Source organism: Paragemmobacter amnigenus, assembly GCF_009908265.2.
GTDB classification, from domain to species: domain Bacteria; phylum Pseudomonadota; class Alphaproteobacteria; order Rhodobacterales; family Rhodobacteraceae; genus Paragemmobacter; species Paragemmobacter amnigenus.
The window spans coordinates 140,112-153,355 of the sequence record NZ_JAAATX020000002.1 but is presented as its reverse complement, the minus strand read 5'-3'; the positions used below and the strand labels follow the sequence as shown (position 1 = coordinate 153,355).

Below are 13,244 nucleotides of genomic sequence, written 5' to 3'. Positions count from 1 at the left end.
AATGAAATGACGCCGGACGCACAGATTGCAGCCGAATCCGACATGCCCTTACGCCTTACGGGGTAGCCCGTTCAGGCCCGGCCCAGCGCCTGTTGCAGATCCGCGATCAGGTCGCCTGCATCCTCCAGCCCCACCGACAGCCGGATCAGCCCCGGCGTGATGCCAAGCGCGTCCTTCTGCTCTTGCGGCAGGCGCTGGTGCGTCGTCGTCGCAGGATGGGTGGCGATCGTCTTGGCATCGCCCAGATTGTTGGAAATCTTGGCAATCTCCAGCGCGTTCATGAAGCGGAAGGCCGCCTCCTTGCCGCCCTTCACCTCGAAGGTCACAAGCGTGCCCCCCGATCCCATCTGCGCCATCGCCAGATCATGCTGCGGATGCGACGCCAGCCCCGGATAGATCACACGGCCCACCCGCGCATCCCCCTCCAGCGCCTCTGCCACCTTCAACGCGCTGTCCGCCATTGCGCGACAGCGCAGGTCCAAGGTCGCCATCCCGTTCAGATGCATCCACGCCGTGAACGGGCTCATCGACCCGCCCGTATGCTTCATATAGGGCTCCAGCACCTTGCGGATCCACTCCTTCGACCCGCAGACCACACCGCCCAGCGCGCGGCCCTGCCCGTCGATATGCTTCGTGGTGGAATAGACGACGACATCCGCCCCCTGATCGACCGCGCGCGAAAAGATCGGGGTGGCGAAAACGTTGTCCACGATCACCACCGCCCCCACGGCATGGGCGATCTCGCTGACCGCGCGGATATCCACCAGTTCCAGCGTCGGGTTCGACATCGACTCGAAGAACACCGCCTTCGTCCCCGGCAACACCGCCGCGCGCCACTGGTCCAGATCGGCCCCGTCCACGAAGGTGACCTTCACCCCGTAACGTCCCAGCACCTCTTCCAGAATGTAAAGGCACGACCCGAACAGCGCGCGGGACGACACGACATGATCCCCCGCCCGCAGCATCGACACCAGCGCCCCGTTCACCGCCGCCATTCCGCTGGCCGTGGCAAAGGCATCCTCGGTCCCCTCCAGCCCCGCGATGCGCTCCTCGAACATCCGCGTGGTGGGGTTGCCGTAACGGGCATAGATGAACTCGTCCTCACCCGCCTTGACAAAGCGCGCCTCGGCACTCTCGGCGCTGTCATAGGCGAAGCCTTGCGTCAGGAAGATCGCCTCGGCCATCTCGCCATACTGGCTGCGGCGGGTTCCCTCATGCACCAGCTTCGTGCGTGTCTTCCAGTCGGTCATCGTCAGCGGCCCCCGGCCAAGAAAAAGCCCCGGCAAACCCAGAGGTGCCGGGGCGAAATCCCCTCACCTCTTTAGCGGCTTGTTTAACGTGGCCCGCAATCCGGTAACAAAGCGCCACACCCGCCCGATACGCCCAGCAAAGCCAAAGGTCAACGCCCGACCGCCCCCGCCTTGCACCGGCGCACAGCCCTGTGGCGCATTTTGCGCCGCTTTTGCACCTTGCCCCCGCCGCACCCAAACGCAACATCAGGGCCGACAGGAACAGGAGCCCCCAATGACAGCCCCCATCCAACTGCATTACTGGCCCACGCCGAACGGGAAAAAGATCACCATCGCGCTCGAGGAGATGGGCCTTCCCTACGAAGTCCACTTCGTCAACATCGGCGCAGGCGACCAGTTCAAGCCCGACTTCCTCGCCATCGCCCCGAACAACCGCATGCCCGCCATCACCGATCCCGAAGGCCCCGACGGCGCGCCCATTTCCCTCTTCGAATCCGGCGCGATCCTGCAATACCTCGCCCGCAAGACGGACAGGTTCGGCGGTTCCAACGCCCGCGAACAGGCGGCGGTGGAACAGTGGCTCATGTGGCAGATGGGCGGCGTCGGCCCGATGGCGGGGCAGGCGCACCACTTCCTGAAATACGCCCCCAGCATGGACCCGCCCCACGACCTGCCCTATGCCAAAGACCGCTACCGGCGCGAGGTCGGGCGGCTCTACGGCGTGCTGGACAGGCAGCTTGCCTCCAACCGCTATGCGGCGGGCGATTTCCTCTCCATCGCCGATTTCGCGATCTGGCCATGGGCCATGGGCTGGCAGGGGCAAGAGCAGGTGCTGGACGACAAGCCCAACTTCAAGCGCTGGCTCGACGAACTCGCGGCGCGGCCCGCCTTCGAGAAGGGCGCGGCGGTGGGCATGGACCGGCGCAGCGACGCGGCAACGGACAAGAAGGCGCAGGAGATCCTCTTCAAGCGCTAAGGCCCGGCTCGGCGCAACGCCAGGGCGGCGGCCGCACCGCGGGGTGGTCGCACGTATACGTGCGGCCGCCCCGTGGGGGCGGTGCGGCCGCCGCCCGTGGCTTTGGGCCACGGGCGATGCCCCATCGTTGCGCCCATCCGCCCAAATTGATGCCACAAACCCACCCCCGCCGAATTCGCTTGCTATCTGCCCGGAAAAGGCGCAGGGCTTGTGGGCTTTCTTCTTCTTTCGACCTTCTGTCTCCCCTCGGGCTTCAGTCGCGACCTTGATGACTAAGCCAAGCCACCGCAGTTCCGCGGGTGGCACTTCGACACAGGAGACATCACGATGGCCAACGGCACCGTGAAATGGTTCAACGCCACCAAAGGCTTCGGCTTCATTGCCCCCGAGGGTGGCCAGAAGGACGTTTTCGTCCACATCACCGCGCTGGAACGCGCCGGCATCCGCGCCCTGAACGACGGTCAGGCTGTGACCTTCGACCTGGAGCGTGACCGCAACGGCCGCGAATCCGCGACGAACCTCGCCCTGGCCTGATCGGCCCAAGGCACCGAATTCGAAAAGGGCGGCCTCCGGGCCGCCCTTTTTCATCGCCGACAGAGCGCAACACAAGGGGCGCGGCCGTCACGCTGGGGTGGCTGCACGGACCCCGTGCGGCCGCCCCGGGGGGGCGGGACGGCCGCGCCCCGATGCTTTGGGCATCGGGTCATGTCCAACCAAAGCGCTACGGCGTAGCTGTTTATCTTTCGGGAAAGTCCAAAACCATCGAAACCCCATCCAGACCCGGCCCGAACCGCTCCGGCACCACCTGCGTCACCCGGAACCCGATCCCTTCGTAGAAACCGCAGGTCTTCTGCGACGTCTCCAGCCGCACTCCGCGCACGCCCGGCATCCCCCGCGCCATCTCCAGCCGCGCCTCAAGCAACCGCCGCCCCAGACCGCGCCGTTGCAAACCGCGCTCGACCATACCCCAGTCCAGCGTCACCCAACCAAGGGAGTCGACACTCACTCCCCCGGCAGCTACGACCACGTCATCCCGAACCAGAACGAGGTAGGGCGTAGCAGGCCCGTCCTTCAGAAAACCCGTGAACTCGGCCCGCTCCACCGCAGCAAAGAACTCAGGCACATTCCCGTCGAACAGGGCGAGGCAGGCGTCGAAGTCCGCACCCTCATAAGGCCGGACGATCACCTACTCCCCCTTCTTCTTCTCCTCCTCCACCCCGTACCGGCTCAACACCCCGCCCTGCGTCATGAAGAACAGGAACAGCGCCGCCGTCAGGCCGAAGGTCTTGAAATTCACCCAAGCTTCGGTGGACATCGTCCGCCAGACGACCTCATTCGCGACCGCCAACCCGAAGAAGAACGCACACAGCCGCCGCGTCAGGATCATCCACCCTTCGGCCTGCAAGGGCAGCGCCTCCTCCATCACCGCCTTCAGATAGCTCTGCCCCCGCAGCAGTCCGAACCCCAGAATCCCGCCGAACAGCAGATAGATCATCGTGGGCTTCATCTTGAAGAACCGCTCGTCGTTCAGCCAGACCGACAGCCCGCCGAACAGCACGACCAGCACCACGGTCGCCACCTGCATCTTCGACAGCTTCCCCGTCAGTCCCCACAGGATGCCCGTCGTCACCACCATCAGCGGGATGAACAGCGCCGTCACCACGATGAAGCCGCCATATTCGGCCCCGCCGATGGTAAAGACCTGATCCTTCAGCTTCAGATAGCCCGCAAAGAACAGCGCCACCGGCCCCAGTTCCAGCGCCAGCTTCACCCCCGGATGCAGTTTCTTCGGTTCCGACATCTTCACCCCGCCCATTCCATCACCACGGCACCCGCCGCGATCAACCCCATCAAGGCGGCACGCACCGCGCCCACCTTCTCGCCCAGAACCCACCAGCCGATCAAGGCGGCAAAGACGGTGGACGTCTCGCGCAGCACCGCAGCCTCCCCCACCTTGTCCAACCGCGTCGCCAGCATGATCGACCCGAAGGACAGATAGGCCACCATCGCCCCCGCCACCCCCCGCCGCAACAAGGGCAGCGCCTCGGCCAGCCGCAACCGCGCCAGCCGCCGCGCCATCAGCAGGGGAAACAGCACCCCGTCGATCATGAAGAACCACGCCAGAAAGGTGAACGGGTCCGCCGTCGCCCGTATCCCGTAGGCGTCATAGGTCGTATAGAGTGCGACGAAGGCCCCCGTCACCACCGCCAGCCCCAGCGCGGGCACCAGCGTCTCGCGGTCCACCACCACATGCCGCAGGTTATAGGCCGCAAGCCCGAAGATGCCCGCCATCAGGACGCCAACACCGGCCCATTGCCCTGCCCCGTAGCTCTCGCCAAAGACGATCCCTGCCCCGATCAGCGCGAAGAACGGCCCCGTCCCGCGCACCACGGGATAGACCACCGTATAGGCACCGCGATCATAGGCCATGGCCTGCAACAGCTTGTATCCCGCATGGATCACGAAGGCCCCCGCGAAGATCGGCCACATATGCGGCTCCGGCCACGGCACCACGAACAGCGCGAATGGCACCGCGATCAGCCCGTAGCACCCGTCAATCACCGCCCGCGACAGCCACGGATCATGCCGCCCCTTCTGCAAGGCCCCGAACAGCGCATGCAGCACCGCCGCCATCAGGGCCAAGGCCAGCGCCAGATCGCGCCCCGCCTCCGTCCCCTCCAGCGAGATCAGCCAGCCGCTCACTCCTGCCCGACCAGCGCCTTTGCAAAATCCTCGGGGTCGAAGGGGGCAAGGTCGTCGATCTGCTCGCCCACACCGATCGCATGGATAGGCAGCCCGAACCGGTCCGCCAGCGCGACCAGAACGCCGCCCTTGGCCGTGCCGTCCAGCTTCGTCATCACCAGCCCCGTCACATCGGCAATCTTGCGGAAGATATCGACCTGGCTGATCGCGTTCTGCCCCGTCGTCGCATCCAGAACCAGCAGCGTGTTGTGCGGCGCGGTCGCATCCACCTTGCGGATCACCCGCACGATCTTGGCCAGTTCCTCCATCAGGTCCTGCCGGTTCTGCAACCGCCCCGCCGTATCGATCAGCAGAAGGTCCGCCCCCTGCGCCTGCGCCTGCGTCAGCGCGTCAAAGGCAAGGCTGGCCGGGTCCGACCCCTCTGCCGCCGTCAGGACGGGCACGCCCGCCCGCTGCCCCCAGACCTGCAACTGCTCCACCGCTGCCGCGCGGAAGGTGTCGCCCGCGGCGATCACCACCGACTTCCCCGCCGCCTTGAACTGGCTTGCCAGCTTGCCGATGGTCGTCGTCTTGCCCGACCCGTTCACCCCAACGACCAGCACGACCTGCGGCCGCTTGGGATAGATCGGCAGCGGCCGCGCCACGGGCTCCATGATCCGCGCCACCTCGGCCGCCAGCGCCGCCTTCAACTCGCGCGTCGAAATCCGCTTGCCGAACCGCCCCTCGGCGATGTTGGCCGTCACCCGCACCGCCGTCTCGACGCCCATATCCGCCTGGATCAGCACCTCTTCCAGACTTTCCAGCATGGCATCATCGACCAGACGGCGCGGCTCCTCCGCCCCACCCCCGCCGAAGATGCGCCCCAGCAGACCCGGCTTGCCCGCCCCGGCCTCCGGCGCGGCAGGCGCGGAAGGGGCAACGGCCGGAGCGGCATCCCCCGCCCCGCCCTCGTCCGCGACCAGCGCCTCCAGCCCCTCGCCGATCTTGTCGGAAGACCGGAACATCCGGTCGCGCAGTTTCTTGAAGAAGGACATACCGCCCCTTTCCGCCAATGGCCCTTGCGTGACCTAATCCCTATCGCGGGTGAACGGAAGCGGGGGCAGGATTTTCTGGTGAAAATCCTGCAAGGCGAAGTTTCTGCGAAACTTCAGCCCACCCGACGCGCGCGCGCCCCGATATACGGCCCCGCGCCATCGCGTATGCCTCCACGCCCCCCTGCGCGCGCGCCCCGATCCTTCGCCAGAAGGATCGCCGCGAAGATTTTTCGCCAGAAAAATCTTCGCCCCGCAGCCCACATGACAGGCCCGCCCCCCGATGCTACCTTTCCCGCGTCATGAGTATCCGCGCCCCCCTTCCCATGCCCGCCTTCGCCGCCGCGACCCTCGCCCCCCTGCCACTCATCGCCACCGGCGCAACGCTCGGCGGCCCGCTCCTCTGGGCCGGCCTCGCCTACATGGCCGCGCTCTCCATCCTGCTCGACCAGCTCCTGCCGCTCGTCGAAGCCGACGCCCCCGAAGACGCCGAATTCCCCGCCGCCGACACGCTCCTCATCCTCCTCGCCCTTCTCGGCCTCGCCCTGCCGCCCGTTGCCATCCTCGGCGCGACCAACCCCGCCCTCTCCCTGCCGGAAAAGGCAGCACTCCTCTTCGCCACCGGCCTCTGGCTCGGCCAGATCGGCCACCCGACCGCGCATGAACTGATCCACCGCGCCACGCGCGGCAAGACGCGCCTAGGCGTCGCGCTCTACGCGTGGCTCCTGATCGGCCACCATGCCTCCTCCCACCGCCTGATCCACCACCGCCACGTCGCAACGCCCCTCGACCCCGCCAGCGCACCCAGAGGGCGCGGCTTCTGGCGCTATCTGCCCCGCGCCGCCATCGGCGGCTTCACCGAAGGGCTGCGCGCCGAAACCGCCCTTCGCGACCGCCACGCAAAGGGCCTGCACCCCTACACCACCTACGCCCTGATCTCTGCCACCGCCCTCGCCCTCGCCCTCGTCCTCGCAGGCCCGACCGGACTTGCCCTCTGGCTTCTCCTCGCCGCCCATGCCCAACTCCAAATCCACCTCTCGGACTATGTCCAGCACTACGGCCTGACCCGCGCCACCGGCCCAGACGGCAGGCCCGAACCGGTGAACGCCCGCCACTCCTGGAACACCGCGCACTGGTTCTCTTCCGCCCTCCTCCTCAACGCCCCGCGCCATTCCGACCACCACGCGCACCCGACGCGCCCCTATCCCGCGCTGCGCCTGCCCGACGACGCCCCCCGCCTGCCCTGGCCCCTCCCCCTTGCCGCCGCCATCGCGCTTGTCCCGCCGCTCTGGCGCCGCCTCATGCGCCCGCACCTCGCCCGCCTCGCGCAACCGCAGCGGAACGAAACGCAAGGGTGACTCGCCAAAGCATCCGCGCCGTGGCATGGTCCGCGCGAACCAAGGACCCCCGATGCACCGCCCCGCAGCCCTGCTCCTCGCCGCCACGCTCTGCCTGCCCGCCCTCGCGCAGGAGGCCACGCCCGTCGCCGACGCCCCCCTCGCCGCCGCCGAGTTCGAGGCCTATGCAACCGGCAAGACCCTCTCCTACGCGCAGGACGGGGTGATCTGGGGGGCCGAGCAATACCTGCCCGGCCGCAAGGTGATCTGGGCCTTCACCGAGGATGACTGCCAATACGGCCACTGGTTCGAGGACCGTGGCAACATCTGCTTCGTCTACGACGCCGATCCCGAACCGCAATGCTGGCGCTTCTTCCGCGAGGCGACGGGCCTGCGCGCGATCTTCATGGGGGCCGACGGCAGCACCTCGCTGTCGGAAGTGGGCCAGAGCAGCGAACCCCTCCACTGCCCCGGCCCCGATCTGGGCGTCTAAGTCACACCCGCGCGCCCCGGGCCTGACCCGGGGCCTCCCGTCCTTACGACGTCAGAACGCGGGCATGGACCGCGCGGTCCCGGATCAAGCCCGGGACGGGGTTGGCACGGATCAGAACAGCGATCCCTGCTCCGGCCCCCCGTCCGCCTTGCGCGCCTTGGGTTTACCACCCAGGGCCACCCGCCCGTCGGCAAATTCGATCTCCAGCGCCGCTGCCCGCTCTGCCGCCGCCTTGGACGTGACCACCGCCCCGTCGCCCCGCACCACGGCAAAGCCCCGCTTCAGCGTCTCGGCATAGCCCAGCGTCACGCGCGTGCGGTCCAGCGCCTCCAGCCGCTGCTCCAGCCGCGCAAAGCGCGCCGCGGGCGCCGCTTCCAGCCGCTCGGCCACATCCGCCAGCTTGCTCCGCCCGTCCCGCACCTTGCGCTCGGCATCCCCGACGATACGGGCAAGCGACGGCTCCAACCGTCCCGCCAGACCATCCAGCCGCGCCCGCAACCGCTCGCCGCGACGCTCGGCCAGACCATCCAGCCGCGCCGCCCGCTCGCCCAGATCGCGCCGCCGATGCGCCACCAGCCCCAAGAGCAACTCCGGCCGCACCAGCCCCGCCTTCGCGCCAAAGACCTGCCGCTTCCGCGCCGCCGCCATCCCCAGCGCTGCACCCAGCCGCCCCGACCACAGGTCCAACCGCTGCGCCGGCCCCTGCACCAAAGCCTCCAGCCGCGGCAGCGCGCGGCCCAGATCGCGCAGCCGCTGCCCGCGCAGCCCGACGCCATTCACCGCCGCCCGCACCGCCCGCGCGCCAAGGCCATCCACCGCCGCCAGCAACTCCATCCGCACCGGCACCGCCATCTCGGCCGCCGCCGTGGGCGTGGGCGCGCGCCGGTCGGCGGCAAAGTCGATCAGCGTCGTATCCGTCTCGTGCCCCACGGCGGAAATCAGCGGGATCCGCGACGCCGCCGCCGCGCGCACCACGATCTCCTCGTTGAAGCCCCACAGATCCTCCAGCGACCCGCCACCCCGCGCAACGATGATCAGGTCGGGCCGCGGCACCGCCCCCCCGGGTTCGATCGCGTTGAACCCGCGGATCGCGGCGGCCACCTCGGGCGCGCAGGCCTGCCCCTGCACCGCCACGGGCCAGACCAGCACATGGCGCGGGAACCGGTCGCGCAGCCGGTGCAGGATATCGCGGATCACCGCGCCACTGGGCGATGTGACAACCCCGATGACCTCCGGCAGGAACGGAATCGCCTTCTTCCGCGCCGGATCGAACAGCCCCTCCGCCGCCAGCGCCGCCTTGCGCTTTTCCAGCATGGCCATCAGGGCACCCGCCCCCGCAGGCGCCACATCCTCGACGATCAGCTGGTACTTGGACTGCCCCGGAAAGGTGGTCATGCGCCCCGTGGCGACGACCTCCATCCCCTCCTCGGGCCGCACCTGCATCCGCGCGACCTGCCCTTTCCAGCTGATCGCGGCAATGACGGACCGGTCATCCTTCAGATCGAAATACAGATGCCCCGAGGCAGGCCGCGACACCCGCCCCACCTCGCCCCGCACGCGGACAAGGCCGAACTCCCCCTCGATCACCCGCTTCACCGCGCCCGACAGCTCGGACACGGTATATTCCGGCTGGTTGCCCTGCGGGGCGGCGGCGTCTTCGAACAGGTCCATGGGCATCTCCGTCATCTTCCGCAAGACTAGGACCCGCAGCACGCAAGGAAAACCCGAAAGCGGTTTCTGACGCAGAAACCGCGCCGGAATTTGACGCAAATTCCGGCCCCTACCCCGGCCAACCGATTTCTGCGTGCAGAAATCGCCGCGAAATCTGCGTCAGATTTCGCCCTCCCGACCTCTCGATCTTGCGCCCTCCCCCCTCCCCCCCTATAGCCCCACCAACCAGCGAAGGGGGCGGCACGCATGAACATCCTCATCCTCGGCAGCGGCGGGCGCGAACATGCCCTCGCCTGGGCGGTCAAGCAGAACCCCAAGACCGACCGCCTGATCGTGGCCCCCGGCAATGCGGGCATCGCCCAACTTGCGGAATGTGCCGATATCGACATCCTCTCCGGCGCGACCGTGGTGACCTTCTGCGAGGAAAACGCCATCGATTTCGTCATCATCGGCCCCGAAGCCCCCCTCGCCGCGGGCGTGGCCGATGCCACCCGCGCCGCGGGCATCCTGACCTTCGGCCCCTCGGCGGCGGCGGCAAGACTCGAAGCCTCCAAATCCTTCACCAAGGACATCTGCGACGCCTGCGCCGCCCCCACCGCCGCCTGGGCCCGCTTCACCGAAGCAGCCCCCGCCCGCGCCTATATCGCGCAAAAGGGCGCCCCCATCGTGGTCAAGGCCGACGGCCTTGCCGCAGGCAAGGGCGTCATCGTCGCCATGACCGAGGCCGAGGCGCTCGCCGCCATCGACGACATGTTCGGCGGCGAATTCGGCGCGGCCGGCGCGGAAGTCGTGATCGAGGAATTCATGGCGGGCGAGGAAGCCTCCTTCTTCATCCTCACCGACGGCACCAACGCCCTGCCCATCGGCACCGCGCAAGACCACAAGCGCGTGGGCGACGGCGACACCGGCCCCAATACCGGCGGCATGGGCGCCTATTCCCCCGCCCCCGTCCTGACCGATGCCATCGCCGCGCAGGCCATGGCCGAAATCGTCCTTCCCACCATCCGCGAAATGGCCCGCCGCGGCACGCCCTATCAAGGCGTCCTCTACGCAGGGCTCATGATCGAAAACGGCCGCGCGCGGCTTGTCGAATACAACGCCCGCTTCGGCGACCCCGAATGTCAGGTGCTGATGATGCGCCTTGGCGCACAGGCGCTCGACCTGCTGCTCGCCTGCGCCGAGGGGCGGCTCGATCAGGCACAGGTCCACTGGGCCGAAGACCATGCCCTGACCGTGGTCATAGCCGCGCGCGGCTATCCCGGCGCCTACACCAAAGGCAGCGTGATCAAGGGCCTCGACGCCCTCCCCGAAACCTCGTCGCAGATGGTGTTCCACGCAGGCACCACCGCAAAGAATGGCGCCATCACCGCCACCGGCGGCCGCGTCCTCAACGTCACCGCCCGCGGCGCGACATTGGCCGAGGCGCAGGCAAAGGCCTACGCGATGGTCGATGCCATCGACTGGCCCGAAGGCTTCTGCCGCAGGGATATCGGCTGGCGGGCGCTCTGACCTCGACTGACCGGGGCCGTCGCCCCGGTCACGCGATGCCGTCGAAATCCGCACCGCGGGGTGCCAAGGCACCCGGCCAGCGCCGTTCGTCGGGCTTACGCCGCGCCACTGGCGCGACGTTCCCTCCTCACCGCCCATGGCGGGCGCTTCTCGCCCGCCGGGTCGGGCGCTGGCCTCTCGCATCGCGTGCCGCAGCGGCCCAGACGCACCTTGGTCACGGCGGGCGGGGAAACGCAGTGCGTTTCCTTCATCCGCCCGAACCACCGTCAATCGGCCAAGCCCTCCCCCCCTCAAAACAACCGCAACTGATCCCCCGCCCGCTCCGGCGGCCGGAACAGATCACAGCGCAGCGCGGGCAGCGCCTCCTCCAACCCCAACCGCGCCACAGCCTTGGCAAACCGCTGCCCGATCAGCGCGGCAAACACCCCCTCGCCCCGCATCCGCTTGCCCCACTCCGCGTCATAATCCTTCCCCCCGCGCGCCTCGCGCACCCGCGCCATGACCTTCGCCGCCCGCCCCGGTTCCGCCGCCTCCAGCCATTCCCGCCACAGCCCCGCCACCTCCAGGGGCAGGCGCAGCATGATCCACGTGGCCCCCACCGCCCCCGCCTCCCGCGCCGCCGCCAGTATCCCCTCCAGCTCGTGATCCGTCAGCCCGGGCACCACGGGCGCCACCATCACCCGCACCGGCACCCCCGCCGCCGTCAGCCGCCGGATCACCTCCAACCGCCGCGCTGGCACCGCCGCCCGCGGCTCCATCCGCCGCGACAGCCCCGCATCCAGCGTCGTGACCGACACCCCCACCCTGAGCAGCCCCTTCGCCGCCATCGGCCCCAGCAGGTCCAGATCCCGCTCGATCAACGTCCCCTTCGTGGTGATCGCCAAAGGGTGGTCACACCCCGCCAGCACCTCCACCACCTCGCGCATCACGCGCCATTCCGCCTCGCAGGGCTGATAAGGGTCCGTATTCGTCCCGACGGCGATCGGCGCCACCCGATAGCCCTTCGCCCGCAACTCCCGCTCCAGCACCGCCCCGATCCCGGGCCGCGCCACAAGCTTCATCTCGAAATCCAGCCCCGGCGACAGGTTCAGAAAGGCATGGCTCGGCCGCGCGAAACAATAGACGCAGCCATGCTCGCAGCCCCGATAGGGATTGACGGACCGGTCGAACGGCAGGTCGGGCGACCGGTTCCAGGTGATCGCCGACCGCGCCCGCTCCACCCGCACCTCAGTGCGCAAGAGACGGTCCTCCTCCACCATCTCCCAGCCGTCGGCAAACCCCTGCACCCCGTGCCGCTCGAACCGCCCCGCCGCATTCGACAGCACGCCCCGCGCCCGTGCCCTCCGGCCCGGCAGAATCCCGTCCCGCTCGCTCTCCATACCCCGCTTATAGAACAAAAGATGAACATTTGTCACCCGCAATCCGCCCGCGACCCCTTGCTGTCGGCTTTCAATCGGGGCATGTCGTAAACCGAAAAGTCCGCATGACGCTTTCAGCCCATGCATCCTGCGAACGCTTACCCGAAGGGATCACCCGATGGCCGACGAAGACGAGATCATCCTCTCCGAACTCTCCGACGACGAACTCGTCCTTCAGATGCATGACGACCTCTACGACGGTCTCAAGGAAGAGATCGAAGAGGGCGTCAACATCCTGATCGAACGCGGCTGGACCCCCTATGACGTGCTGACCAAGGCGCTCGTCGCCGGCATGACCATCGTCGGCGCCGACTTCCGCGACGGCATCCTCTTCGTGCCCGAAGTGCTGCTTGCCGCCAACGCGATGAAGGCCGGGATGCACATCCTGAAACCGCTGCTGGTGGAAACCGGCGCGCCGCGCATGGGCAAGATGGTGATCGGCACCGTCAAGGGCGACATCCACGACATCGGCAAGAACCTCGTCGCCATGATGATGGAAGGCGCGGGCTTCGAAGTCATCGACCTCGGCATCAACAACGCGGTCGAGAAATACCTCGAGGCGCTGGAAACCGAAAAGCCCGACATCCTCGGCATGTCCGCCCTGCTGACCACGACCATGCCCTACATGAAGGTCGTGATCGACACGATGAAGGAAAAGGGCCTGCGCGACGATTACATCGTCCTCGTCGGCGGCGCGCCCCTGAACGAGGAATTCGGCAAGGCCATCGGCGCCGACGCCTATTGCCGTGACGCGGCCGTGGCGGTGGAAACCGCCAAGCAGTTCGTCGCGCGCAAGCACAACCAGATCGGCGCCTGATCCGTCAGGCAGCCGCAGATTTGCTCCCCCCTTCCGGCC

The 13,244-nt window shown here is 68.1% G+C and carries 13 protein-coding genes and 1 riboswitch; of the genes, 6 read left to right on the top strand and 7 right to left on the bottom strand.

What is annotated here, in order from left to right; translation table 11 throughout:
• Positions 1-71: 71 nt before the first annotated feature.
• Positions 72-1,250: an O-succinylhomoserine sulfhydrylase gene (metZ, locus tag GU927_RS03205; RefSeq protein ID WP_161760912.1), complete on the bottom strand. Its 1,179-nt coding sequence runs from the start codon at positions 1,248-1,250 to the stop codon at positions 72-74.
• Between the two features lie 50 nt (positions 1,251-1,300).
• Positions 1,301-1,378: riboswitch (SAM riboswitch) on the bottom strand.
• Positions 1,379-1,524: 146 nt separating this feature from the next.
• Here metZ and GU927_RS03200 point away from each other — a divergent pair.
• Entirely contained in the window at positions 1,525-2,226 is a 702-nt protein-coding gene (locus GU927_RS03200; RefSeq protein WP_161760911.1) for a glutathione S-transferase N-terminal domain-containing protein, read from the top strand.
• Between the two features lie 327 nt (positions 2,227-2,553).
• Positions 2,554-2,760, top strand: coding sequence for a cold-shock protein (locus tag GU927_RS03195; protein WP_101922075.1), 207 nt, complete (start codon positions 2,554-2,556; stop codon positions 2,758-2,760).
• Positions 2,761-2,962: 202 nt separating this feature from the next.
• Here GU927_RS03195 and GU927_RS03190 read toward each other — a convergent pair whose 3' ends face one another.
• The 4 genes from GU927_RS03190 to ftsY are packed head-to-tail and all read right to left on the bottom strand — an operon-like array spanning position 2,963 to position 5,963.
• Positions 2,963-3,412, bottom strand: coding sequence for a GNAT family N-acetyltransferase (locus GU927_RS03190; protein WP_161760910.1), 450 nt, complete (start codon positions 3,410-3,412; stop codon positions 2,963-2,965).
• On the bottom strand, positions 3,413-4,027 hold the full coding sequence (locus tag GU927_RS03185) for an inner membrane-spanning protein YciB (protein WP_161760909.1): 615 nt from the start codon (positions 4,025-4,027) through the stop codon (positions 3,413-3,415).
• 2 nt (positions 4,028-4,029) lie between these two features.
• The gene (locus tag GU927_RS03180; protein ID WP_161760908.1) at positions 4,030-4,929 is read right to left on the bottom strand and encodes an EamA family transporter; all 900 of its coding nucleotides are present in this window, start codon (positions 4,927-4,929) and stop codon (positions 4,030-4,032) included.
• Positions 4,926-5,963: a signal recognition particle-docking protein FtsY gene (ftsY, locus tag GU927_RS03175; protein WP_161760907.1), complete on the bottom strand. Its 1,038-nt coding sequence runs from the start codon at positions 5,961-5,963 to the stop codon at positions 4,926-4,928. The genes GU927_RS03180 and ftsY overlap by 4 nt, the downstream gene beginning before the upstream one ends.
• Before the next feature lie 323 nt (positions 5,964-6,286).
• Between ftsY and GU927_RS03170 the strand changes: the two genes are divergently transcribed.
• Both GU927_RS03170 and GU927_RS03165 read left to right on the top strand, forming a co-directional pair.
• On the top strand, positions 6,287-7,318 hold the full coding sequence (locus GU927_RS03170) for an alkane 1-monooxygenase (protein ID WP_161761118.1): 1,032 nt from the start codon (positions 6,287-6,289) through the stop codon (positions 7,316-7,318).
• Positions 7,319-7,370: 52 nt separating this feature from the next.
• Positions 7,371-7,790 carry a hypothetical protein gene (locus GU927_RS03165; RefSeq protein WP_161760906.1) on the top strand — a complete coding sequence of 140 codons (420 nt, stop codon included), beginning with the start codon at positions 7,371-7,373 and terminating at the stop codon, positions 7,788-7,790.
• Between the two features lie 111 nt (positions 7,791-7,901).
• Here the strand turns inward: GU927_RS03165 and xseA are convergent, their stop codons facing one another.
• The gene (gene xseA, locus GU927_RS03160) at positions 7,902-9,461 is read right to left on the bottom strand and encodes an exodeoxyribonuclease VII large subunit (RefSeq protein ID WP_161760905.1); all 1,560 of its coding nucleotides are present in this window, start codon (positions 9,459-9,461) and stop codon (positions 7,902-7,904) included.
• Positions 9,462-9,707: 246 nt separating this feature from the next.
• On the opposite strand from xseA, the gene purD reads away from it, so the two are divergent.
• Entirely contained in the window at positions 9,708-10,970 is a 1,263-nt protein-coding gene (gene purD / locus GU927_RS03155; RefSeq protein WP_161760904.1) for a phosphoribosylamine--glycine ligase, read from the top strand.
• A gap of 290 nt (positions 10,971-11,260) precedes the next feature.
• Here purD and GU927_RS03150 read toward each other — a convergent pair whose 3' ends face one another.
• Positions 11,261-12,349, bottom strand: coding sequence for a PA0069 family radical SAM protein (locus GU927_RS03150; protein ID WP_161760903.1), 1,089 nt, complete (start codon positions 12,347-12,349; stop codon positions 11,261-11,263).
• A 157-nt stretch (positions 12,350-12,506) separates the two neighbouring features.
• On the opposite strand from GU927_RS03150, the gene GU927_RS03145 reads away from it, so the two are divergent.
• On the top strand, positions 12,507-13,205 hold the full coding sequence (locus tag GU927_RS03145; RefSeq protein WP_161760902.1) for a corrinoid protein: 699 nt from the start codon (positions 12,507-12,509) through the stop codon (positions 13,203-13,205).
• Positions 13,206-13,244 lie beyond the last annotated feature (39 nt).

What these genes read in the sequence shown, in the direction of transcription:
- GU927_RS03165 (WP_161760906.1), top strand. Translation starts at nt 7,371, where the DNA reads ATGCACCGCCCCGCAGCCCTGCTCCTCGCCGCCACGCTCTGCCTGCCC.
- GU927_RS03145 (WP_161760902.1), top strand. Translation starts at nt 12,507, where the DNA reads ATGGCCGACGAAGACGAGATCATCCTCTCCGAACTCTCCGACGACGAA.
- GU927_RS03195 (WP_101922075.1), top strand. Translation starts at nt 2,554, where the DNA reads ATGGCCAACGGCACCGTGAAATGGTTCAACGCCACCAAAGGCTTCGGC.
- metZ (WP_161760912.1), bottom strand. Translation starts at nt 1,250, where the DNA reads ATGACCGACTGGAAGACACGCACGAAGCTGGTGCATGAGGGAACCCGC.
- GU927_RS03200 (WP_161760911.1), top strand. Translation starts at nt 1,525, where the DNA reads ATGACAGCCCCCATCCAACTGCATTACTGGCCCACGCCGAACGGGAAA.
- ftsY (WP_161760907.1), bottom strand. Translation starts at nt 5,963, where the DNA reads ATGTCCTTCTTCAAGAAACTGCGCGACCGGATGTTCCGGTCTTCCGAC.
- GU927_RS03150 (WP_161760903.1), bottom strand. Translation starts at nt 12,349, where the DNA reads ATGGAGAGCGAGCGGGACGGGATTCTGCCGGGCCGGAGGGCACGGGCG.
- purD (WP_161760904.1), top strand. Translation starts at nt 9,708, where the DNA reads ATGAACATCCTCATCCTCGGCAGCGGCGGGCGCGAACATGCCCTCGCC.
- GU927_RS03185 (WP_161760909.1), bottom strand. Translation starts at nt 4,027, where the DNA reads ATGTCGGAACCGAAGAAACTGCATCCGGGGGTGAAGCTGGCGCTGGAA.
- GU927_RS03170 (WP_161761118.1), top strand. Translation starts at nt 6,287, where the DNA reads ATGCCCGCCTTCGCCGCCGCGACCCTCGCCCCCCTGCCACTCATCGCC.
- xseA (WP_161760905.1), bottom strand. Translation starts at nt 9,461, where the DNA reads ATGGACCTGTTCGAAGACGCCGCCGCCCCGCAGGGCAACCAGCCGGAA.